The sequence below is a fragment of the Thermostichus sp. MS-CIW-40 genome, assembly GCF_054058315.1.
In genome coordinates, this window is sequence record NZ_JBSSAC010000038.1 from 1 (window position 1) to 20,645 (window position 20,645).

Annotated in this window: 23 protein-coding genes and 1 riboswitch; of the genes, 17 read left to right on the top strand and 6 right to left on the bottom strand. The window is 59.6% G+C overall.

The features are described 5' to 3' along the window. Window positions 1–309: 309 nt before the first annotated feature. From ACVWXF_RS11000 to ACVWXF_RS11020, 5 genes are all read left to right on the top strand, one after another. A complete protein-coding gene (locus tag ACVWXF_RS11000; RefSeq protein ID WP_011431820.1) occupies window positions 310–489 on the top strand; it encodes a 50S ribosomal protein L32 in 180 nt (59 codons plus the stop codon). A gap of 111 nt (window positions 490–600) precedes the next feature. Then, the gene (locus tag ACVWXF_RS11005; protein WP_414351179.1) at window positions 601–1,017 is read left to right on the top strand and encodes a J domain-containing protein; all 417 of its coding nucleotides are present in this window, start codon (window positions 601–603) and stop codon (window positions 1,015–1,017) included. Window positions 1,018–1,144: 127 nt separating this feature from the next. Then, the gene (locus tag ACVWXF_RS11010; protein ID WP_457474397.1) at window positions 1,145–1,408 is read left to right on the top strand and encodes a DUF3143 domain-containing protein; all 264 of its coding nucleotides are present in this window, start codon (window positions 1,145–1,147) and stop codon (window positions 1,406–1,408) included. Window positions 1,409–1,415: 7 nt separating this feature from the next. Then, on the top strand, window positions 1,416–2,174 hold the full coding sequence (gene gloB, locus ACVWXF_RS11015; RefSeq protein WP_457474398.1) for a hydroxyacylglutathione hydrolase: 759 nt from the start codon (window positions 1,416–1,418) through the stop codon (window positions 2,172–2,174). An 81-nt stretch (window positions 2,175–2,255) separates the two neighbouring features. Further along, window positions 2,256–3,332 carry an EAL domain-containing protein gene (locus ACVWXF_RS11020; protein WP_414398746.1) on the top strand — a complete coding sequence of 359 codons (1,077 nt, stop codon included), beginning with the start codon at window positions 2,256–2,258 and terminating at the stop codon, window positions 3,330–3,332. Here ACVWXF_RS11020 and ACVWXF_RS11025 read toward each other — a convergent pair. Then, window positions 3,289–4,473 carry an MFS transporter gene (locus ACVWXF_RS11025; RefSeq protein WP_457474399.1) on the bottom strand — a complete coding sequence of 395 codons (1,185 nt, stop codon included), beginning with the start codon at window positions 4,471–4,473 and terminating at the stop codon, window positions 3,289–3,291. The genes ACVWXF_RS11020 and ACVWXF_RS11025 overlap by 44 nt on opposite strands. 229 nt (window positions 4,474–4,702) lie before the next feature. On the opposite strand from ACVWXF_RS11025, the gene ACVWXF_RS11030 reads away from it, so the two are divergent. Then, on the top strand, window positions 4,703–5,239 hold the full coding sequence (locus ACVWXF_RS11030; protein WP_457474400.1) for a hypothetical protein: 537 nt from the start codon (window positions 4,703–4,705) through the stop codon (window positions 5,237–5,239). 3 nt (window positions 5,240–5,242) lie between these two features. Here the strand turns inward: ACVWXF_RS11030 and ACVWXF_RS11035 are convergent, their stop codons facing one another. The 3 genes from ACVWXF_RS11035 to hisIE all read right to left on the bottom strand — a co-directional run bounded on the left by ACVWXF_RS11035 (window position 5,243) and on the right by hisIE (window position 8,410). Further along, a complete protein-coding gene (locus ACVWXF_RS11035) occupies window positions 5,243–6,883 on the bottom strand; it encodes a cation:proton antiporter (protein ID WP_457474412.1) in 1,641 nt (546 codons plus the stop codon). A 103-nt stretch (window positions 6,884–6,986) separates the two neighbouring features. Continuing rightward, window positions 6,987–7,091: riboswitch (Fluoride riboswitch) on the bottom strand. Between the two features lie 46 nt (window positions 7,092–7,137). Beyond that, window positions 7,138–7,827 carry a DUF1997 domain-containing protein gene (locus ACVWXF_RS11040; RefSeq protein ID WP_457474401.1) on the bottom strand — a complete coding sequence of 230 codons (690 nt, stop codon included), beginning with the start codon at window positions 7,825–7,827 and terminating at the stop codon, window positions 7,138–7,140. Then, window positions 7,787–8,410: a bifunctional phosphoribosyl-AMP cyclohydrolase/phosphoribosyl-ATP diphosphatase HisIE gene (hisIE, locus tag ACVWXF_RS11045; RefSeq protein WP_457474402.1), complete on the bottom strand. Its 624-nt coding sequence runs from the start codon at window positions 8,408–8,410 to the stop codon at window positions 7,787–7,789. Before hisIE ends, ACVWXF_RS11040 begins: the two co-directional genes overlap by 41 nt. Before the next feature lie 278 nt (window positions 8,411–8,688). On the opposite strand from hisIE, the gene ACVWXF_RS11050 reads away from it, so the two are divergent. Genes ACVWXF_RS11050 through ACVWXF_RS11095 form a run of 10 tightly spaced genes read left to right on the top strand, consistent with a single transcriptional unit; the run spans window position 8,689 to window position 16,690 of the window. Then, the gene (locus ACVWXF_RS11050; protein ID WP_011431831.1) at window positions 8,689–9,480 is read left to right on the top strand and encodes a phosphonate ABC transporter ATP-binding protein; all 792 of its coding nucleotides are present in this window, start codon (window positions 8,689–8,691) and stop codon (window positions 9,478–9,480) included. Between the two features lie 46 nt (window positions 9,481–9,526). Then, window positions 9,527–10,423, top strand: coding sequence for a phosphonate ABC transporter substrate-binding protein (gene phnD, locus ACVWXF_RS11055; protein WP_457474403.1), 897 nt, complete (start codon window positions 9,527–9,529; stop codon window positions 10,421–10,423). Then, entirely contained in the window at window positions 10,392–11,210 is an 819-nt protein-coding gene (gene phnE, locus ACVWXF_RS11060; protein ID WP_414388972.1) for a phosphonate ABC transporter, permease protein PhnE, read from the top strand. Before phnD ends, phnE begins: the two co-directional genes overlap by 32 nt. Before the next feature lie 9 nt (window positions 11,211–11,219). Then, the gene (gene phnG / locus ACVWXF_RS11065; RefSeq protein ID WP_011431834.1) at window positions 11,220–11,639 is read left to right on the top strand and encodes a phosphonate C-P lyase system protein PhnG; all 420 of its coding nucleotides are present in this window, start codon (window positions 11,220–11,222) and stop codon (window positions 11,637–11,639) included. An 8-nt stretch (window positions 11,640–11,647) separates the two neighbouring features. Beyond that, a complete protein-coding gene (gene phnH, locus ACVWXF_RS11070; RefSeq protein ID WP_457474404.1) occupies window positions 11,648–12,217 on the top strand; it encodes a phosphonate C-P lyase system protein PhnH in 570 nt (189 codons plus the stop codon). Further along, a complete protein-coding gene (locus ACVWXF_RS11075) occupies window positions 12,202–13,254 on the top strand; it encodes a carbon-phosphorus lyase complex subunit PhnI (protein WP_011431836.1) in 1,053 nt (350 codons plus the stop codon). The genes phnH and ACVWXF_RS11075 overlap by 16 nt, the downstream gene beginning before the upstream one ends. Further along, window positions 13,238–14,104, top strand: coding sequence for an alpha-D-ribose 1-methylphosphonate 5-phosphate C-P-lyase PhnJ (locus ACVWXF_RS11080; protein WP_457384690.1), 867 nt, complete (start codon window positions 13,238–13,240; stop codon window positions 14,102–14,104). Before ACVWXF_RS11075 ends, ACVWXF_RS11080 begins: the two co-directional genes overlap by 17 nt. Next, a complete protein-coding gene (locus ACVWXF_RS11085) occupies window positions 14,097–14,864 on the top strand; it encodes an ATP-binding cassette domain-containing protein (protein WP_011431838.1) in 768 nt (255 codons plus the stop codon). The genes ACVWXF_RS11080 and ACVWXF_RS11085 overlap by 8 nt, the downstream gene beginning before the upstream one ends. 10 nt (window positions 14,865–14,874) lie before the next feature. Continuing rightward, the gene (locus tag ACVWXF_RS11090) at window positions 14,875–15,570 is read left to right on the top strand and encodes an ATP-binding cassette domain-containing protein (protein WP_011431839.1); all 696 of its coding nucleotides are present in this window, start codon (window positions 14,875–14,877) and stop codon (window positions 15,568–15,570) included. Further along, the gene (locus ACVWXF_RS11095; RefSeq protein WP_414342139.1) at window positions 15,551–16,690 is read left to right on the top strand and encodes an alpha-D-ribose 1-methylphosphonate 5-triphosphate diphosphatase; all 1,140 of its coding nucleotides are present in this window, start codon (window positions 15,551–15,553) and stop codon (window positions 16,688–16,690) included. The genes ACVWXF_RS11090 and ACVWXF_RS11095 overlap by 20 nt, the downstream gene beginning before the upstream one ends. Window positions 16,691–16,730: 40 nt before the next feature. Here ACVWXF_RS11095 and ACVWXF_RS11100 read toward each other — a convergent pair whose 3' ends face one another. Continuing rightward, complete coding sequence (locus ACVWXF_RS11100; RefSeq protein WP_457474405.1) at window positions 16,731–19,085, bottom strand: polysaccharide deacetylase family protein; 2,355 nt, start codon at window positions 19,083–19,085, stop codon at window positions 16,731–16,733. Between the two features lie 266 nt (window positions 19,086–19,351). Next, the gene (locus ACVWXF_RS11105; protein ID WP_414331480.1) at window positions 19,352–19,843 is read right to left on the bottom strand and encodes a phycobilisome linker polypeptide; all 492 of its coding nucleotides are present in this window, start codon (window positions 19,841–19,843) and stop codon (window positions 19,352–19,354) included. A gap of 239 nt (window positions 19,844–20,082) precedes the next feature. Between ACVWXF_RS11105 and ACVWXF_RS11110 the strand changes: the two genes are divergently transcribed. After that, entirely contained in the window at window positions 20,083–20,637 is a 555-nt protein-coding gene (locus ACVWXF_RS11110) for a DUF4079 domain-containing protein (protein ID WP_011431843.1), read from the top strand. Window positions 20,638–20,645: the final 8 nt, after the last annotated feature.

Here is a 20,645-nt window from a genome sequence, read left to right on the forward strand (position 1 = left end):
AGGCCTCCGGCCCGCTGCCGCGAAAGGCCTCCGGCCCGCTGCCGCGAAAGGCCTCCGGCCCGCTGCCGCGAAAGGCCTCCGGCCCGCTGCCGCGAAAGGCCTCCGGCCCGCTGCCGCGATCGGCGTTATTCTCATAACTGCGTTTTTAAAGGGCGTCGGCTACGGTCGGCGCTATCCTTCCCTGCCCTGAAGGACGGGGCTTGCCGCGCCTTTTGGTCAACCACTGATAGGCTACTTGCCTGAATAAAGCTGGGATCGGCAGCGCAGCCTCAATGCTAGCCTAGTAAGGCTGTGTTTTTGTGCGAAGCCATGCCTGTTCCTAAGAAGAAAACTTCTAAAGCCCGCAGTCGCAGGCGCTACGCCGTCTGGCTGGGCAAAGCTAAGCTCCAGGCCCAGCGAGCCATGACCATTGGGCGCGCCATTCTCAGCGGTCGCAACACCGGTTTCTACTATCCCAAAGCTAAGTCTGAAGAGGATGAGGAAGAATAGAGGCTTGCTGCAGGGATCCCGGTGTCTGCGCGAGTGATTACACTGGACTAGAGCTGTGCTCCCCTGAAAGCGGTTTTCCTGCCCCTGTAGTCTTGCTCCTCCATAGGTTGCATGCGCTCCTTGACTTCCCTCACCTACTACCAACGGCTGGGTCTGTCTCCAGGGGCATCTCCTGAGGCCATCCGGCGGGCCTACCGGCAATTGAGCAAGCGCTACCATCCCGATACTTCTCCCCTGGCTCCGGAAGTGGCCATTCGCTGCTTCCAAGAGTTGCAGGAGGCCTACCTTGTCCTTAGCAACCCGGCGAAACGGGCCATCTACGATGCCAGCTTACGGGCGGTGACCGCCAACACGGGATCTCTGGGCATGCCGGGATCCCTTGGTGCCGATTCTCTAGAGCTGCGTATGGAAACCCGCCCACTTTCGGCTGGCGAGCTGTGTGCCCTGCTGCTGATGGGATCCACCCTAGTCGTGTGTTTGCTACTGGCAGGTGTCCTTGCTTGGCTGCGAGAGAGTGGGGCAAGCTGATTCTGCGAGCATTTCCTGCCCTCTTCGGTAGGACATTGGGGTCGAGTTTTCGGATTCTGGATCAGGAGTGCTTGAATGAACATAGCCCGTTGACTCTAGGGTTTGATTGCTTTTCTTGAATCTCGCCATGCCTTTGCCTCCTGCAACCACGCCCCTGTACAATCACCCGCTCCACACCATCGAACGCTGGCTGGAGGATCAGGGCTGCACCCGCGATCCGCAGGATGTGGAGCAGTGGTTTTGCGAACGGCCTGGCTGGAAAGCCATTTTGCGCCTGGAAGAAACCAGCATTTGGGTGCGATACACCTACCCAGACGGCAACACGAAAACTTTATCTTTTCCCTATTCCCTCAGCCGGCAAGACATAGAACAGGCCATTTTTGAGAGTTAGCCGAGCCATGCGCGTTCTCCAGTTGCCTGCCCTGCGCGATAACTACATCTACCTGCTCCACAATCCCGACACTGCAACAGCAGCCGTGGTGGATCCGGCAGTGGCTGAGCCCGTGTTGGAAAAGCTGGCCGAGCTGGGGGCGGAGTTGGTGGCCATTTTCAACACCCACCACCACCACGACCACGTGGGGGGCAACCGACAGCTTTTGGAGCGCTATCCCCGTGCCAGAGTCTATGGCAGCCAGGTGGATCGGGGGCGGATCCCTGGCCAGACGGTGGAGCTCAAGGCAGGGGAAACAGTGGAGTTTGCGGGTCGGCTAGCAAAGGTGCTGTTTGTGCCCGGCCATACCCGCGGCCATATTGCCTACTACTTTTCCGAGAGTGGGGATCTCTTCTGTGGCGATACCCTGTTTGCCGGGGGATGCGGGCGGCTGTTTGAAGGCACGCCGGAGCAGATGGTGGGATCCCTGGATCAACTGCGGCAGTTGCCGGAAGCCACACGGGTGTGGTGTGCCCACGAATACACCTTGAACAACCTCAGGTTTGCCCTGACGGTGGATGGGGGAAATCCCGACCTGCAGGCCCGTTATCAGCAGGTGGCCGCCCTGCGCCAATCGGGATCCCCGACTGTCCCCAGCACCATTGGCGAGGAACGCCGCACCAATCCCTTCTTGCGTTGGGATCAGCCGGCTTTGCAGGCAGCCACCGGAGCTCAGGATCCGGTGCGGGTTTTCGCCCGGCTGCGAGGTATGAAGGATCAGTTCTAGCGCTGTTTGTAAAGTTTGCTTTCTCCTGGGAGAGCGAGGGCATACTGTCGGTGGGACTGCCTAGCTATTCCCCAAAATCCTATGTCTTGTCCTGAGTGTCCGGCTCTGCCTACCTTTTGGCAGGAGGCAGGGCGTCTGTTTCTCTGGCTGCCCACCCCTCACACCCAGCGCAAGGTGGTGCGGCTTCTGGAGGCTAAGGAGGGGATCCCAGCCCCCCTTTCGGTTCAACTTTTGGAAAACCTTGGCCTGGCGGTTTCCATTGCCCAGGGGGCCCTCAAGAAAACCCTAGAAGGAATGGCCGAGGTTCTTTCGCAGCAGGAGATGCGGGCCAGCCGCGCTCTGTTTTTGGCCGGAGATAGGGATCCCTGTTGGCAGGATTGCGCCCGGGTGGAGTTGTTGCAGGAGTTGTTCCACCGCACTCAGGCCGAGCTGTTGCTGGAAGTGTTGGCAGAAAGCCGGCTCACCACCTACTTTCAGCCCATTGTCCAGGCGCGGGATCCCGCTTTTGTGGTGGGCCATGAGGCGCTGGTGCGAGGACTGGACAAGGAAGGGCGGTTGATCAACGCGGGTTTGCTCTTTGCTATGGCTCGGGAAGCCCATTTGCTCTACCAGCTGGACTTGGCCGCCCGCCGCACGGCCATTGCCGCGGCCATGCAGCACCACTTGCAGGGGGATCTCTTTATCAACTTCAGCCCCACTGCCATCTACGACCCGGCTTTTTGCCTGCGCCATACTGTCTGGGCTATTAGCCGCGCCGGGATCCCGCCCCAGCGGGTGGTGTTTGAGGTCAATGAGTCTGACCGCAGCCCCGATTTGAACCATTTGCAGCGGATTTTGCACTTCTATCAGCAGGCAGGCTTTCGGGTGGCTTTGGATGATTTGGGGGCTGGCTATGGATCCCTGAACCTGCTGCACCAGCTGCGGCCAGACATGATCAAGTTGGATGGAGAGCTCATTCGCGGGGTGGACCGGGATCCCTACAAGGCGGTGATTGCCCAAAAGCTGCTGGAGCTGGCCCAAGACCTGGGGATCACCACGCTAGCGGAAGGGATCGAGACTGCGGGGGAGCTACAGTGGGTTTGCGAACACGGCGTGGATCTGGTGCAGGGCTTTTTCATTGCCCAGCCCCAGCCTGTCCCGCTACAGCCAGCAGGATAGCCGCTCCCACAGCTTGAGCAGCCACTGAGAAGGCTACCAGACCTGGAAGGGAGAAATCATAAAGCACCCCCATCAGGGCGCTGCCCAAAAACCAGGCCAGGCCGTAGACGCTGGTAAACAGGCCGAAGGCAAAGCCCCTCGTCTGGGGGGTCACCATGCTGGCTACTGCCGCCTTCATGACCGATTCCTGAGCGCCCAAGCCAATGCCCCAGAGCACCATGCCCAGCACCGTCAGAGCATAGGTGCCGGAAAAGGCTAGAGGCGCAAAGCCGGCAGATAGCACCACTGCCCCCAGCAGGCTCCACAGCCCCACGCGGTCAAACAGCCAGCCACAGCCCAGGGCCGCTAGGGCATCCACCCCCATGGCCAGGGCATACAGCAAAGGGATCCCTGCCCCATCGCTTCCCGACTGTCGTTGCAGATGCAGGGCAATGAGGGGAAAATCCGCAAACCCCATAGCCACACAGGCTGCTGCCAAAAGATACAGCCAGAAAACTCTGGGCAAGCCTTTTGCTGGAGTCATCTCCGGCTCCGGCTCAAAGTCGCGCGGACTGGGATACAGCCATTGCGCTAGCCCCAAAGCCGCCAGCCCCACCGCTGCCGGGATCCCCAAGGCCAAAAACCCACCCCGGAAGCCATAGCCGACTTTCAGAACTGCCGCCACCAACAGCGGCCCCCCCACCGCCCCAATCTGATCTAGGGTCTCGTGCAGGCCAAACCCCAAGCCCCGACCCACCTGCAAGGCTGCATGAGAAAGCAACACGTCCCGCGGCGGGGTGCGGATCCCTTTGCCGGTCCGCTCGGCCAAGAGCAGCACGGCGGCCCAAGGCCAACTGCCCACCCAGGCCAAAGCCGGGATCACCGCCGTGTTGATGACATAGCCCAAGGTGGTGAGCTGCCAGTGCCCCCGACTGCGGTGCAAGGGATCCCTGCCCAGCTGGTCGCTCCAATAGCCCACCCCCAACCGCAAGCCATAGGCCAATAGCTCCCCCCCGCCGGCCACCAGGCCCACCACCGTGCCGCTGGCCCCCAGGGATCCCAAAAAAGCTCCAGAAATGCTGCGGGCTCCTTCGTAGGTGGCATCGGCACACAAGCTGACGATCCCCAGAAGGAGGATAAAGCGCCAGGCAGAAGGGATCATGTCCGGCTCCATAGATTCAGTACAAGCATCAACAGCAGCAGCTCGTTACGTCCATGGCTAGAATCCATAGATAGAAGAGTAAGGGCAAAGAGAGCTTCAGAAGAGTCTTCATCTAGCCGGGAGCAACTGCCGGCCCAGGAGAACCTAGAGCTGAGCAGGTCTTGTTCTCCTTTGTTTGCCTCGAACAGAATCGAGCTTCCCCTGTCCTTCTGGTAAGAGGAGAGAAGCAATGGCCGCTAAAAGAGTGCTTTTTAAGCTAGCCTGTTTTCTCTTGGGTATCTGTCCGATTTCAATAGCTACTGCTCAGCAGGCATTCTTAAACGCTGAGTATCTCATATTTGCTTTACCCGAAAATATTGAGCGAGTTCGTTTTCAAAATGGCCAGTATCAGAGAGGCTCTAGCCCTCTCGAAGAAGGGTTCCTAAGAGTAAGCCTCGAAAAGCTAGCGCCTGCCGATCTTAACAACGATGGGCTTCAGGATGTAGTGGCGATTGCATTAAGTAATACAGGAGGGAATGTTTTCTGGACAACCTTATCTGGGCTGTTGGGCGGCAGCAAAAAACCTACGCCCCTGGAGCCTGTGTACCTCGGCGATGGGGTTGTAGTTAACAATGTTTCAGTTGCCCGTGACTCTAGAGGAAAGGCTGAGGTCTGCTTAGATATGCTTGCCCATGGCCCCGAGGATCCCAGTTGTTGCCCTACCAAGAAAGAAAAAAGGTGCTTCACCCTGGCCGAAAACCGGTGGATACCTCGGAGAGCTAAATAACCTCTACTTTGGTCGGCTAATGACCTGCCCAGGACTTCCTTGAGGAGATTCGACCAGAATTACAGGAATAGAGCTGGTCTCCAGAACGGCTTGGGAGGTGGATCCCACTAGCACTTGTTCCCAGCCGCGGTGCCCCCGCTTGCCCATGACGATGTCGGTAACCTGCCGCTCCTGGGCTATGTTTACAATGGTCTCCGCCAAGGGCCCGGAAGCCAGGCAGAACTGGTGGCGAATATCCGCCAAAAGGCGCTGGGCAAGCTGGCGCAACTGTTCCACCCCTTTCCCCTGCAGCTCATCGGTAACATGCAGCACAATCACTTCCCCATCCACCCGCCGCGCCAAATCGGCTGCCTTGCGCAACACCGCCTCGGCTAGGGGAGAGGTATCCACGGCTGCCAAAAAGCTCACCTTGCCTTGGCTGCCCACTTTGGTGGGATCCACCTCTCCTTTTTCCAAAAGCCGGGGGGCGCAAACCTGGGTCAGCCAAGCGCCCAGGGGAGCGGTAACCAGAATTGACAAAGCCGCCAAGGCCAAAATGATCTCCCCACCGGGGATCCCTTGGGCCAAGGGGATCCCACCAATGGCCGCCTGTACCGTCGCCTTAGCCATGTTGCCCGGCAGCAAAAACAGCCGCTCCCGCCAGGTCCAGTTGCTCCCCAGGGTGGAAAGCCACCAACCTAAGCCCCGCCCCAGCAGCAGGCTCAGGGTTAAGAGCAGCAAGCCCGGCCAGAACACAGATCCCAGCACCCCCAGATCCAGCGACGCTCCCAGTAGCACAAACAACACGATCTCCGCCACCGTCCAGAGGGCATCGAACCCACCCCGCAGCCGCCGCGCCAAGGGGGCATCCAGCTCAATCAGAAAAAACCCCAGGGCCATCACCGCCAAATAGCCGGAAAAATAGGGCCACACCTGCGGCGCCAGCACCAAGCCCAGGGCCATACAGGCAGCCAGCAGCGCTTCCTGGAGGCTGTTGCGGGTCCAGTTTTGTTGGGTTAGCAGCGACACCAGAACCCGCGCCCCCAGGTAGCCTATGGCTATGCCCAGCAGGATCTCCATCACCACCTGGAACGGCAGCCACTGCAGCGGCGATAGCTCCAGCCCCAGCAGGCGAACGCTCTCTGCAGAGCCCTGGCCCAAAAAGCTGAGCAACAGGCTAAACCCTAAGAGCAGCAGCACATCGGAAAGGGCGCTGCCGGTCAAAATAGCATCCGGGATCCCTTTGGTTACTCCCCAGCCCAAACTCTTGAGGCGCAACATCCCCGGCACGATCACAGCCGGCGACTCTGCCCCGATCACACAGCCCAGCAGCAAACCGGTAGGCCAGTCTAACCCCAGGATCCCAGTGCTCAACAGGGCCACTGCCACCGCCTCGCAGGCTGCCGGCAAAAACCCCAGCCGCAACGCCACGGATCCCTGCTGGGCCAGCTTCTCCCGATCCAGCCCCAGGCCCGCCTTCATCAAAATGATCATCACCGCCACCACCCGCAGATCCCCCGCCGCTGCCAGCACCTCCGGGGATAGGACATCTCCCAGCAAGATCCCCACGAGGATCATCCCCAGCAGGGGGGGCATCCCCAACCGACCCACGATTTGGCCGACAAAAAAGCCCATGACCAGGATCCACAGCCAACTGCCCAGCATCACCAGATCCTCTCTCCTTGCCGTGTTGAAGGGCAACTCAGGGGGGAGAGCCTCTGGGGAGTGCGGACGCAAAGCCAAAAACTCCTACCCCCTGGATACCCCCAGAAGTGTAGGAGTCATCAGCCTCAGCCTTGGATGTCAGAACAATCCCAGAAGAATTCTGAATCGGTGCGAGGCGGTTGCGGTGAACTCCATCACCGGTTGCCGGAGCAAGGCTCAAAAGCCGACCGGCAACTGATCCCGCTTGCAGGGTATCATGCTTTCTCTTCCACAACAACTAGGCGATAGGGGCAATCTGGACGGCCAATGGAGCGGTAGAAATCCCGGCAGACATTGTCGGTAAAGCGATCGCTGAGGCCGCGGGTTACCTGCTGCACCACTTGACGGGCCACTCGACAAACCAACTTGCGGGGCAGAACCTGCAAAAACCTGGGCAAAGCCAGCCCAATCTCCAGATGAAGAGCCCAGTGAACACGGGTGGTGGGCAGGTCTTTCAGGGATCCCTGTAGCTCCTCCAGCCGGAAATCGGCTTGGCAGTTAACCCGGTAAGGCATTCCCTCATCGCCGGGCAACTCAATCGAGGTCAGGCGAAACCGGTAATCTTCATCCGGCCAGATCCTCACCCCAAAACTGGGCTCCAGCTCAAACCCAAGGCCGCCCATGCGAAAAAACTGCAGCCGGTAGGTCTCGGCGGACAAAGCTTCCGCCTGCAACGGCCTGAAGCACCGCTGGATCCACTGGGCATGGCCTCTCAGGTAACGGGCCAAGGTCTCCCGATCCGTCTCCAGATCCACTTGTCCACACCGCGTGGCTCGCAAATCCAGGTGGGCTTTGTCCAGGGAGGGATCCCAAGAGGACGGAGAGGGATCTGCGGGAGCGCCGCCTTCGGAGGACACGGCCCTTTCACTTGGCGGAACGGCGGGCTTGGAGCTGGCGATAGACATCCCTAACATCTACCTGATAGTGAGCAAGGGCCACGAGGCAGTGGTACCAGAGGTCGGCCACCTCACGGGCCAAAGCCACGCGGTCTTGATCCTTAGCCGCCATCACCACCTCAGCCGTCTCCTCGCCAAGTTTCTTCAAAATGGCATTTTCCCCCTTGGCTAGCAAGCTGCTGGTGTAGGAATCGGGACGGGGATCCGCCTGGCGGGCCTTGACCACGGCAAACACCTGCGACAGGGTATCGGCTGCCGGGATGGGATCCCTTTGCAAAGGGCGAAAGAAACAGCTCCGCGCTCCTGTGTGGCACGCTGCATCCCCCACCTGCTCCACCAGGATGACCAGGGCGTCGCCGTCGCAGTCGTAGCGGATTTGTTTGACCCACTGCACATGGCCAGAAGTTTCCCCCTTGGGCCACAACGCCTGCCGCGAGCGGCTCCAAAACCAGGTGCGGCCTGTTTCCAGGGTTTTTTGCAGCGATTCCCGGTTCATCCAGGCCATCATCAGCACTGTTCCGTCCAGGTAGTCCTGCACGATGGCCGGGATCAGGCCCTGCTCATTGTAGGTGAGGCTGCCTAACCAAGCCATCTCCTCCGGTGAAAGGGCTCTGGGGGACTGCCAAGAGAGGCCCGAGATCACAGCAGCAGCCATAAGGGTTTGGCAGAAAATCAATCGAGATTATTAGCAGGATAGCAGAGCAAGCTCTCCCAGGGGTACCTCCAAGAGCGCCCTCCAGGCCAAAGCCAGTTTCGAGAAGCCATTGAGAAGTCCTGCTGCCCAGGCCAGCAAAGCTTAACTTGGTTTTAACTTCAGTATCAGGCCAATCTGCTAAGTTTGTTACCGGTTTTCCCGCCGTGAGGTAGCTTATGCGCATCCAAGTCGAGAACCTTTGGGTTGCCTTCAAAAACAAGGTTGCCCTAAGGGAGGTTTACCTTGACCTATTTGGCGATGGAGCGCAGGTTGTGGCCTTGATCGGACCTTCGGGAGCAGGAAAGTCGACCTTTCTTAGGCTTTTGAAAGGGATGGTCAAGCTCAGCGGCGGAAAAGTTTGGGTTGATTCTCTTCCTCTCCATGAAGGCCAAAGGGATGCCCTGCAACAGCTGCGCAGGCGCACGGCCATGGTCTACCAGACCTTTCAACTCATCGGGCGCCTGACGGTTCTGGAAAACGTTCTTGTTGGGCGTCTGCCTCACATGAGTCCCATTCGGGGTCTTTTCAAGCACTTTTCTGTTCAGGATTTGGCCAAGGCGGAAAAGCTGCTGGAAGAGGTAGGGTTGCTAGAGCATGCCTGGCAAAGGGCCGACGCTCTCTCAGGGGGGCAGCAGCAGCGAGTGGGTATTGCTCGCGCCTTGATCCAGGAGCCAGCCCTGATTCTGGCCGACGAGCCCATTTCGGCTTTGGATCCTAAAAATGCAAAGGTAATTATGGAGCTGCTGCTGGGAGCGGTGCGCCGCCAGGGGATTCCGTTGCTGGTTACCCTGCACCACCTAGAAATGGTGCGCCATTACGCCGATCGAGTCGTTGCTTTCAAGGAGGGCCAGGTTTTCTTCAATGGGCCGCTTTCCGATTTTACCTCTGAAAAGGAAAAGGAGCTCTACTTTGGGGAGAAGGAAACCCACGAGGCAAGCGAATGGTTTTCCTCAACCTTGATGGTCTAACAAGATCCACCTTCAACCGCAAGTTAACTGCAAAGGAGAAAACCTTATGCGGAGAAGAAAAATTCTGTTCCTTGCTGCCTTCCTCATGGGAATTTCCAGCTGGGTTCCAGGGCTGGCTCAGAAGCAAAACTGGCCCAAGGAGCTGGTGATTGCTGAAGTACCGGTGGAGAGTGCTGCCGATTACGAAGCTCGCTATGCTCCCTTTTTGGATTATCTCAAACAAAAACTGGGGATCCCCGTCCGCCTGTTTGTGGCCGGTGACTACACGGCGGTGATGGTCTCCCAGGCACAAGGCCAAACTCACGTAGCTTTCTACGGCCCTGGCTCCTACGTAGATGCCATTGAAAAGGCCAACGCTCCCATTGAAGCGTTCGTGAAAGAGGACTCGCTGCGCTCGGGTACCGTTTATCACTCCTTGATACTTTCCAAGAAAGGCAGTGGCATCAAAACTCTAGAAGACGCCAAGGGCAAAGATTTTGCTTTCGTCGACCCAGAGAGCACCTCTGGCTTCAAGGTGCCCATGGCCCACTTCTGTCTTGAGGCCAAAATCAAGCCCAAGGAGTATTTCAAGCGGGTGGTTTTTGCTGGCAACCACGAGTCGGTCATCTTGGGGATAGCTCAGGGAACCATTCCCGTTGGTGTAACCTGGGATACCGGGATCAGCCTTGCCACCAACAAGGGGCAGATCAAAGGCATAGAGGACTTTGAGGTCATCTGGAGATCGGATCCCATTCCTTCCTCTCCCTGGGCCTACTGTAAAGATCTGCCAGAGGATCTCAAGGAGGCCTTGCGCACGGTCTATCTGGAGTACGAAAACACGCCGGAGGGTCAGAAATGGCTGGAGGCTCGTGGGCTGAAGGGCTTTGAGCCGGCTAGCGACGCAGATTACGATCCCTTCCGCAAGGTCAACGATGCTCTTAAGAAACCTGAGTGCCAACTCTAGGAGACTTCCCCCCCTGCCAGCAGAGCTTAAGCGCAGGGAGCTGAGCACGGTTGTGCTGTATGGGGGGGTTTTTCTCGCTCTCTTGCTGACGGCGGAGCCTGCCGAGATCTCGCCAGGAAAGTTGTTAGCTGGCTTGGGGAGGAGTGCGGCCTTCTTGGCTCGCTTCTTTCCTCCCAGCTTTTACTTCTTGCCCAACTTCCTTTACTCCCTGTTGCAAACCCTGATGATGGCCCTCTGGGGCACCTTCCTGGCCACTTTTCTCACGGTTCCCTTGGCCTTCCTGGGATCCAGAAATGTCATGCGTTCCCCTGCGGTTTACCTGCTTGTGCGCGGGCTCATGGATGTCCTCAGGGGGCTCAATGAACTGGTCTTGGCATTGGTTTTTGTGGCCGCAATTGGCCTAGGACCCTTGCCAGGGATCCTAGCTTTGACCCTGCACACGGCGGGTGTGGCAGGCAAGCTCCTCTCAGAGGCCATCGAGACAGTAGATATGAAGCAGGTGGAGGCGGTAGAGGCTACAGGTTCCCACCCTTTCCTGGTTATCGCCTATGGCTTCTGGCCGCAAGTGGCTCCTGCCTTTTACTCCAGCACTCTCTACCTTTTTGAGGCTAACGTGCGCTCGGCAACGGTCTTGGGCTTGGTGGGGGCAGGGGGCATTGGGTTTGATTTGATGCAGACCATACGAGCCTTTCGCTTTCAAGATGCGGCCACGGTTGTTCTGCTGATTCTGCTGGCTGTATTTACAATTGACAAAGTTTCGGCGCGGATCCGCCAAACCCTGATTTAGGAGGCTGGGATGCAGCCCCTAGAGATGCTAGAGCTGTTGCAGGAGGCCCCCGAGAAGGAGGTGCTGGCTTTGGCGCGGGAGGTCAGGCCTGCTCTGGGATCCAGCCAAAAGCTCAGGGAAGGGGCAGGGCTGCTGGCGCTCCCCTTTGAGGACTCCCGCACGGGGACGCCCTTCTACGTGGGAGAAGTGCTGGTCTACGAGGTCTGGCTGCGCTTTCCAAAAAAGGGAGTAGAAGGATACGGGATGGTGCTGGGGGAAAAGCCGCGTCTGGCGCGCGCCCTGGCCTACCTAGACGCCGCTCTGCAGGCGGGAATTGCTGTGGAGAAGATCCAGGCTTTGGCGCTAGCGGCCCAGAAGGATCTTCAAGAAGAAGACGAGCGCCTCTGGCGCAAGGTAGCTGCAACTCGCCTGGAGGTGGAGACTCTGTGAGCCTGGGGATGTCCAAAGCCTACGGCCCCACACCGGGACTGGCAGAAAAGCAAAGCCAGCAGGTCTTCCGGGCGTTGGTTAGGGCGTTGAGCTACCCTGGCCGTCTGGAGAGCTTTCCCGCTCGCTCCCTTCGCCAAGCCTTTCGCCTCATTGGGCTGACGCTGGTGGACGGCAATGTAGGGGTTTGGGCGCCAAGCTGGCTGCTGTTGGATTTGCGTGGGCAGGATCCCCGGCCCGTGGCTTTGGAGGCTGCTGACTTTGTCTTTGCCGAGCAGCTGGAGAGTTTGCCCGCTGGCCCAGACAGCCTTTTGGCTCTCAAAAGAGGCACCCACCTTGAGCCTGAAGCGGGAGCGACCCTTATCCTGGGGGCCCCCTTGGGCCGGGGATCCCCTGTGTTGCTCAGAGGGCCCGGCATAGCTGGGGAGATCCAGTTGGCTGTAGACTTGCCCTCTCTGTTTTGGCAGCTGCGCTCCCAGATCCTGGCCTACCCGCTGGGAGTGGACATCCTGTTAACTGACGGCCCCCAAGTGGTAGGCTTACCCCGAAGCGTGGAGGTGGGTGGATGGGCTATGTCGTAGCGCGGGGCAGCCAAGAGGCCATTCTCAATGCCGAGGCCCTTTTTCGCGAGCTGTTGTCAGCGGCAGAAGCCAAAAGCAGGCGAGGCCGGACAAAGCAGCTGGCTGGGCTGCCCTATCTCCTGGATCATGTGATGGCAGAGGCGGGGCTGTGGGCTCCGGAGCTGGCGGCCACTGCCCTTGTGCAGACAGGGGGGGACCTCTACGAGGCCCTGCTGCTTCTGAGAGCACACCGGACTACTCTCCCTCGCCTAGGGAAAGCCCAGCTGCAGAAAAAGGAAGATCTCCTGCTGGTGCGTCGGCTTTCCTCGGCTTTCAAGAGCATTCCCGGCGGCCAGGTCTTGGGGCCCACCCTAGACTACAGCCTGCGTCTTTTGGGCTTTTCTGAAAGCCCCCCGCTAGAGCCGGCGGCCGTGGCTGCTGCCCAGCACTATCCTTCTGTGCGCAGCTGGCTGAGGGAGCAAGGTCTGCTGGAAGAAGATCCCACGGCAGAGCAGCAAGCCAGTAGCCCTGCTCCAGGGGAAGAGATTCCCGACTTGACGCGGCAGCCACTGCTGTTTCCAGCGCCGCGGGCCCACCGCCTGCAAGCTTTGGCCAGGGGAGATACGGGGGGACTTCTGGCTCTGGCCTACAGCGCCATGCGCGCCTACAACGTCCACACCCACCCAACGGTTGCCGAGTTGGGCGTGGGCTATCTCGAGGTACGCGCCTTTCATCCTGTGCGGGGGGGAAGCTTTCGCCTGGGGCGGATCCGCCTGGTCTTTACTGAGGTGGTGGGACACGGAGAAAAAGGATACCGCTTGGGCTTTGCCGCTAGCCTGGGTTGGAACGAGGGGCGGGCCATCGCTGGCGCCATGCTGGATTTGGAAATGGATCGCCCCAGCCATCCGGCTCGCAGCGAGGAGTTTGTCCTGGTGCATACGGATCCCGTGGAGGCCTCCGGCTTTGCCCTCCACTACAAGCTACCCCACTACGTAACCTTTCTCAGCAACTGGATGAGCCACTTCCAAAAGGAGGCCTCCCTTGAAACCCAAGCATAGCTATGCCTACCTGGATCCGGAGGCCAAGCGAGAAATTCGGCGCAAGGTTCTCAAGGCCCTGGCCATACCGGGCCATCAAGTTCCCTTTGCTAGCCGGGAAATGCCGCTGGCTCGCGGCTGGGGCACAGGGGGATTGCAGCTTACGCTCAGCCTGGTGGGGCCGCAGGACGTGGTGAAGGTCATTGACCAGGGGGCCGATGACTCTGTCAATGCCGCCAACTTGCGCCGCTTCATTGCCCAGGTCAGCGGCGCTCGAACAACCACCGACACGCTGGAGGCCACCCTCATCCAAAGCCGCCACCGCATCCCCGAGGAGCGGCTCCAAGAAGGTCAAATCCTAATCCTGCAAGTTCCCATCCCTGAGCCTCTGCGCTATGTGGAGCCCTCTGACGCCAGGGCGCGGGAGCTACATGCCCTGGGCGACTATAGCCTGCTGTGGGTGGATCTTTTTGAGGAGCACCTACGCCACGGCCGGAGCCGCAAGGGAGCGGCCTACCCAGTTCTGGTCCATGGGCGCTATGGGATGGATCCCAGCCCTATGCCCCGCTGGGATCTGCCCAAGCTGCATCTGGCAGCCCATATCACCCTCTTTGGGGCCGGGCGGGAGAAGCGGCTCTATGCCGTCCCTCCCTACACCCGGGTGGAGCCCTTGGCCTTTGTGGATCGGCCCTTCCAGCCGGAGCCCATTTTGGGATCCTGCCGTCGCAGCGGTTGCCGCCACGTCTTCCTCAACGCCATTCCCCAAGAAGATGGCAGCTTGGCCTATGAAATCTCCGACCAGGGCTATATGGAAAAGCTGCTGGCCGGGAAAACGAGCGGTCCTCTATTTGTGGAGAAAGAGCATGGCTGAGGAGACCCCCCTTCTGGAGCTGGTCAAGGTTTGCAAAGCCTACGGGGATCGCTGGGCGCTTAAGAACGTCAGCCTCAAGCTCTATCCCCAAGAGGTGCTGGGGGTGGTGGGAGCTTCCGGCAGTGGCAAGACTACTCTTCTGAAGATCCTTTACCTTCAGGAGACAGCCCAGGGGGAGTATCGGCTAAACGTGCCGGGTTGGGAGGGACGTAACCTGCTGTTGCTCTCTCGCTACGAGCAGCCTGCGGCGCGGCACTACCTGGCCATGGTCTATCAGGATGCCGCCCAGGCCCTGCGCATGGGCTTTGCGGCCCTGACTAATGTTGCGGAGCCCCTTGTCCTTAGAGGAGAACGGCGGTTTGGAGTGCTGGAAGCGGAGGCGCAGGAGGCTTTGGAGCGAGCCGATTTTCCTTTAGAGCGAGCCGGGGATCCCCCAGCTTCTCTTTCGGGAGGAGAGCGCCAGCGGGTACAGATTGCCAAAGCTTTAGTCCAAAAGCCTCTGGCTGTTCTTTTGGACGAGCCCACCACCGGTTTGGATTTGCTGGTGCAGGCCACCTTTCTGGATACTCTGCGCCGCCTCAAGCGGCAGTTGGGGATGAGCCTCATCCTAGTAAGCCACGATCTCTCGGTCGTGAGGGCTGTGGCGGATCGAATTGTGGTGTTGTACCAGGGGGAGGTAGTGGAGGAGGGATTGGCCGACCAAGTGCTGGAGGATCCTCGCCACCCCTTTACCCAGGATCTGGTTGCCGCAAGACTTTAGGAAGGGCAAGGTGTTGCAGGTCGTTAACTTAGAAAAGCGGTTCTTTCTTCACCGACTGGGGCGAGAGGTTCTGGCCTTCCAGCAGGTGAGCTTTTCCCTGCAAGCCGGAGAGTTTTTGCTGCTGGAGGGCCCCAACGGCTCTGGCAAGTCTTCTCTACTGCGAACCCTCTACCGCAGCTATTGGCCTACGGCAGGACAAGCCCTCCTGCAGACCCCTCTGGGAACGGTGGATCTGGCCCGCTTAGGGGATCGCGAGGTGTTAGCAATCCGCCGCGAGCGCATCGGCTACGTCAGCCAGTTTCTGGATCCCAGGCCCCGCACCACGGCCTTGGAGCTGGTTGCGGAGCCCTTGCTGTGGCAGGGAGTAGCGGAAAACCAAGCGCGACATCGAGCAGCAGAGCTGCTCCTGGAGCTGGGTCTGAAGCCAGAGTTGCTGGAGACTTTTCCAACCAGCTTCTCGGGGGGCGAGAAACAGAAAGTCAACTTGGCTCGCTCTCTCATCCACCCCTATCCGCTGCTGCTTCTGGACGAGCCCACCGCCAGCTTGGATACTGCAGCCAAGTTGGCCTTGCGAGAACGCCTACGAGCCTTGAAGCAGCAGGGAACAGCTATCATTGGCGTTTTTCACTCCTTAGACGATGTGTCGGGTTTGGTTGACAAAACCTATTCCCTAGAGGTGAGGGCAAATGTGGCTAGCAGGGCCTAAGCTAGTTCTCCCCGATGGTGTCCTCCCGGTGGGATCCCTGCGGCTGGAGGGGGAGCGGATTGCCGAGATTCGGCAGGGGCAAGTGGGGGAAGGGATCCCTTTGCGAGGACTTACCCTGGTGCCCGGCGTAGTCGACCTCCATACCGATAGCCTGGAGCCCGAACTGGAGCCGCGCCCAGGGGTACAGCTGGCGGTGGACATGGCCTTGGGGATTTGGGAAAACCGAGCTTTGGCGGCGGGGATTACCACTGCCTTTGTAACTCTGTCCTTTTGGGAAGGCCTGCCTGGCTGGCGCAGCCCAGAAACGGCCTTGGCTATGGCAGAGCAGTTGGTGGCGCTGCGTTCCCAGCTGGCTCTGGACTTGAGGATCCACGCTCGCTATGAACTCTCGCGCCCCTTGGGAGCAGCAGCTGTTCGCCAAGCTCTCAGCCAAGGCTGGGTGGATCTCCTTTCCTTCATGGACCACACCCCCGGCCAAGGCCAATTCCGGACGCCGGAGGACTACATCCGCTACATGGCTCGCCAGCTGGCCCGGCCTTCCGAGGAGGTTGCCGCTAGTTTGGCGGCCAAGGCGGGGGAGGAGACCTTGCAGAGCTTTGCCCAATTGGCTCAGCAAGCGCAAGCTTTGGGGGTACCTTTGGCTTCCCACGACGACGACTGCCCCGCCAAGGTTCAGTTAATGGCCAAGATGGGCCTGAAAATTAGCGAGTTTCCGGTTACCCTAGCAGCAGCTTTGGAAGCGCGGAAACTGGGCCTGCTGGTGGTCATGGGGGCTCCCAATGCCCTGAGGGGATCCTCCCATGTCGGCAATCTCTCCGCTTCGGAGGCTCTACAAGTAGGAGCCCTAGGCGCCTTGGCCACTGACTACTCCCCCGCTTCAGCCTTGAGGGCTGCCTTTGCCTTGGCGGAGAAGCAGCTGCTGGATCTGCCCCAAGCCATAGCTTTGGTCACTCACAACCCTGCCCAGGCGGTTGGTCTGCAGGATCGGGGAGCCCTTCGCCCAGGCCTAAGAGCCGATCTAGTGGTGCTGCGGGAGAAACCCTTCCAGGTTATGGGTGTATTCGTTGCCGGCAGGCCCGTCTTTCTCAGAGATAGCCTCTGTTGGAGGGGGGTCTTCTAGGCTTCCCTCCAAGGCCTAGGTTGGAAGGCGAAGACAAGACTTAGTCCTGCCCGAAGGCAACCCTGGGCAGCAGTTTCCGGGTTGGCTTGCGCTCCAGGGACAGGGCAGGCCGTTCTAAGCGCGTATCCACCAGTACCGAGGGAGAGGCCAAGTTAACGCGCTCCAGCAGACGCCGCAGCAGTTGAGCATCGATGATGTCCACCCCTTGGCGGGCTGTCGCCGTTCCGGCCACCAGGGGGGTAGGGGTGGCTGGAAGGGGGGATCCCATCTCACTGCGCTCAGGTGCAGCCAGCACCAATTCCGCCATTGCCTGGGCCAGCTCTTGACCATACACCCCATCAGGGCCTGAAGGGAGTAGATCCAGCCGTCCCTGCTGAGCGGCCAAACGGCTCAACCCCAGTTGCACCGCCACCACCGCTGCCCCCCGATCCCCCCGCCTCAACGTGCGTTGGCCGGCCAGAATGCTCTTGAGTTGGGCTTTGGCCGCCTCTTGCTCGCTGCCGGGCAAAAGTTGCACCAGCCCCTCCAGCCGATCTCCCTCAGAGCCAGCCTTGGCCTCGGGATGGGGATCCTCCCGCCAAAGGCGAGTCAGGTCGTAGAGCAAGATGGCATGGGGCACAGGACGGCTGGGCTGGTTGGGACCGGCATGGCCGGTGGCGAGGATCTCCCCTTGGTAGACCAGGGAGGTGCTAAAGCCAGAGTCCAGCAGCACGGCTTCCCGGATCCCGGTTTTGGGCAGCAGACTGGCCAGGATGGCGGCGTTGACGTGGGTTTTGGTAACTCCGATCACCACCCGCTCCTGGTCATCTACCCCAAAGAAAGCTCTGGGGCGAAACTCAGCAGCGCTGGCAAGGCGGAACGAGTTGATCTCCGCCGGAGAGAGGGCATGGCCATCCTTAACCAGCCATAGACCGGCCACAAACAGATCCGTGACATCCGGCATCAACTGGCGGATGTTCTCCAAGTGGGTCATGGTGTCGGGATCAAAGGGCACAAAGCGGAGGCGATCCCTGCCCAGCAGCACCAAGGGGCGACCGCGCACCACCTTGTCGTCTTCGGGGCGACCGGGGATGAAGGTCTTGTGGTTGGCAGCTATCACCGGCCCCACCATGACATTGCTGGCAGAGTTGATCCAAGGGATGGAGAAGAAGCTGCCGTTAATGCCAGCATCGGCCTGGTAGCGCTGGACCAACGTCCTGACTTCGTAGCGCCGTTCTGCGTGCACTGTAGCCGCCCGCCCGCCGCGAAGGGTGAGAACACGCACCTGGTCGATCACTTCGTCGGTCAAGGCCAACGGTTGGGTCACATCCAGCCGGTAGTCGGGGCTGCGGTTGAGGGTGAAGGTGCGGGCGCCAATGATGGCCTCGGTGATGCGAAACTGGTTAAAGCGTCGCACCTCCAGCAAGTTGGGCGATTGTCCTGTAAAACCGGGATCCATCGTAAAAGACATCCGGTAACCGGCATCGGCCAGGTATTGCTTCACCCGCTCGTCCCGGTTGCCTTCGGGATAGGCAAAGTAGTGGATGGGGTGGCCCAGCTCCTGCTCCAGCTTGGTCTTGCAGTCGAACACTTCCCGCCGCAGACGGGCATCGTCTAGCACCCGCAGATCAGGAGGATGGTTGACGGTATGGGCGGCAAAGTCAATCAGCCCGCTGGCATCCATCTCCCGCATCTGATCCCAGGTGAAGTGATCCTTGCTGGTGGGCACGCCGACAAAGCCGGTTTGCACAAAGTAGGTGGCGGGGTAGTTGTACTCCTTCAAAAGGGGGTAGGCGTTCTCGTACAGGCCCAGGTAGGCGTCGTCAAAAGTGAGCAAAATGGCTTTTTCGGGCAAGGGATCCCCGTCCCGCAGGTGTTTGTACAGTTGGTCGATGTGGATGGGGGTCAACCCCGCCTGCTTAATGGCCTCAAAGTGTTGCCGCAGCTCCGCCGCCGTAGTGTCGAACCAGACCTGCTTGCGGCCAGCCACCACATCGTGATACATGATGGCGGGCACATAAGAAAGGCTGGCCAAGGGATCCAAAGCAAAGGGATCCCGCTCCAGTTGGGTCTCTAAGGAGATGGGCAAGCGCTGTTGAGCCGCTTTAGCGTGGGCGCGGGGAGCGGGTATCTCGGCTACAGGCGGCGATAGCCCTGGCAAGCGGCTGACCCAATCGGGATGAGCAGTTGCCCAGGCCACCAGGGCTCCAGTCCCAAACCCCAGCAGGATCACCAGCAAGCTTAAGAAGGGGAGTAACCTCGGTCGAGACTTGGCCAGCGGACGTCGAGAGGAAGAGGAAAAGCTTTGTCGTGGAGTGGGCGAGGGGTACGGCTGGGATCCCCTTGCTGACCCAAAGCCTGCATGGCCTTGGGGCATCAACCCTCCCAAGCGCGTCGGCTGTCGTCGAGATGTCATGGCCTCACTCCCCACTCCCAATTGCAAAAGCTCAGCCCTCGCCGGAACGCCTTTTCCTACCCAAAGCCCACCCCCAGGACAGCAGGAAAAGGCAGCCTTCCAGGCAACGGCAAAACCAACGCCAGCCTACCACCCCATCCTCAGGTTGGGGATAGGGGAGAAATCGCCGCATGCTTTCTACAGGGATCCCTCGTTGAAATTGTTTGAACCAGAACGGCCTGGACGGGTGGCCTGAAAGAACCCAGAACCTCCCAGGAAGCCGCCCGCTACTCAAGGGTGCTTAGCAGATTGGACTCGGCAATGCTGACGATCTTGCCTCCCATTTGGGTGATCCGTTTCACTTCTTGGGAAAGGCGGCTGAAGGGCACTTTGTACTCGACAACACTTCTGCGCACGCCTCCTCCCACGAGGCCGGATACCTTGATGGTGAAGATTTTATCGCTATTCGGCAGCCCTCCTTCTGAGCTGCTGGCCTGAGCGACCTCTGGTTCTGGGGCCGATGCCGCTTGAGGCGCGGTAGCAGCGCTCTCCCGCTCCAGGAGTAGCCGCCAGCTGCGGGGATAGGCAGGCGCCAAACGATAGACCACCTTATAGGAGCCGGCTATGTGGTCATCCTCGGCCTCCACCTTCACCACAGTTCCCGCTGGAATGTCCAGCTTGGCCCCCTTAGACATGACTTTAATTCCCGGCCAATTGGTGGGCACATCCGTCAGCAGCTCGACCTCAAAGGCTTGATCCCCCAACAACAACTTGGCCATCTCAACAACTCCGTTTTGCTCAGCACTCAGTGGCGAGAGAGCCGCTCACAGCCACAGCTTTACCGTCAGACATTCTACCGCTGCCAGGTGCCCACCAGAAGCTTCCCGCTGGCATGGGTCAGCTGACGTCCTCCCTTCAACGAATTGAGGGAGATCACTGATGTCCTCCCATTCTAGAATTGGGGTGTTGTAGATTTGTTAAGCAGCTGTAGATTTATTGCGGAGGTAGAGGGAGCGCCATGAACCTGTTGAGCTTGGCCTTGCCGGATCTGTCGGCAGCTTCGGATGGGTTAGCCGCCACCTTGCAGCCCGTAGCCCAGTTTTTTGCCGGCCTTAACTTGCCCCAACCCATTGTGCAATGGGGTCACCCCTTGATGATGGGGATCGTGGTGGTGGTGATGGGCAGCTTTGTCGGCCTGACTGGGTGGCGAGGACGGGCCTTGCGTCTGGCAGCCGCCTCCACAGCGCCAGAGGGATCCCTGCCGGAAGCGGCCCAGAAGCCTCTGCTTGACCACCGCAAATTGGCCCCCTGGATGGCCACCTTCATTGCCTTGGGCTACACTGGCGGCCTTCTTTCTCTGGTGATGCAAGGGAAGCCCCTGTTGAGCAGCCCCCATTTTTGGACGGGATCCCTGGTGTTGCTGTTGTTGGCGGTGAATGGAGCTTTGTCCCTCAGCGGCTTTGGGGGCAACCGCGCTGCTTTGCGCACCACCCATGCCTATGTGGGCAGCCTCATTCTATGTGTACTGTTTGCCCATGCCCTGCTTGGGCTCAAGCTGGGTTTGTCGTTGTGAGTGGCAGT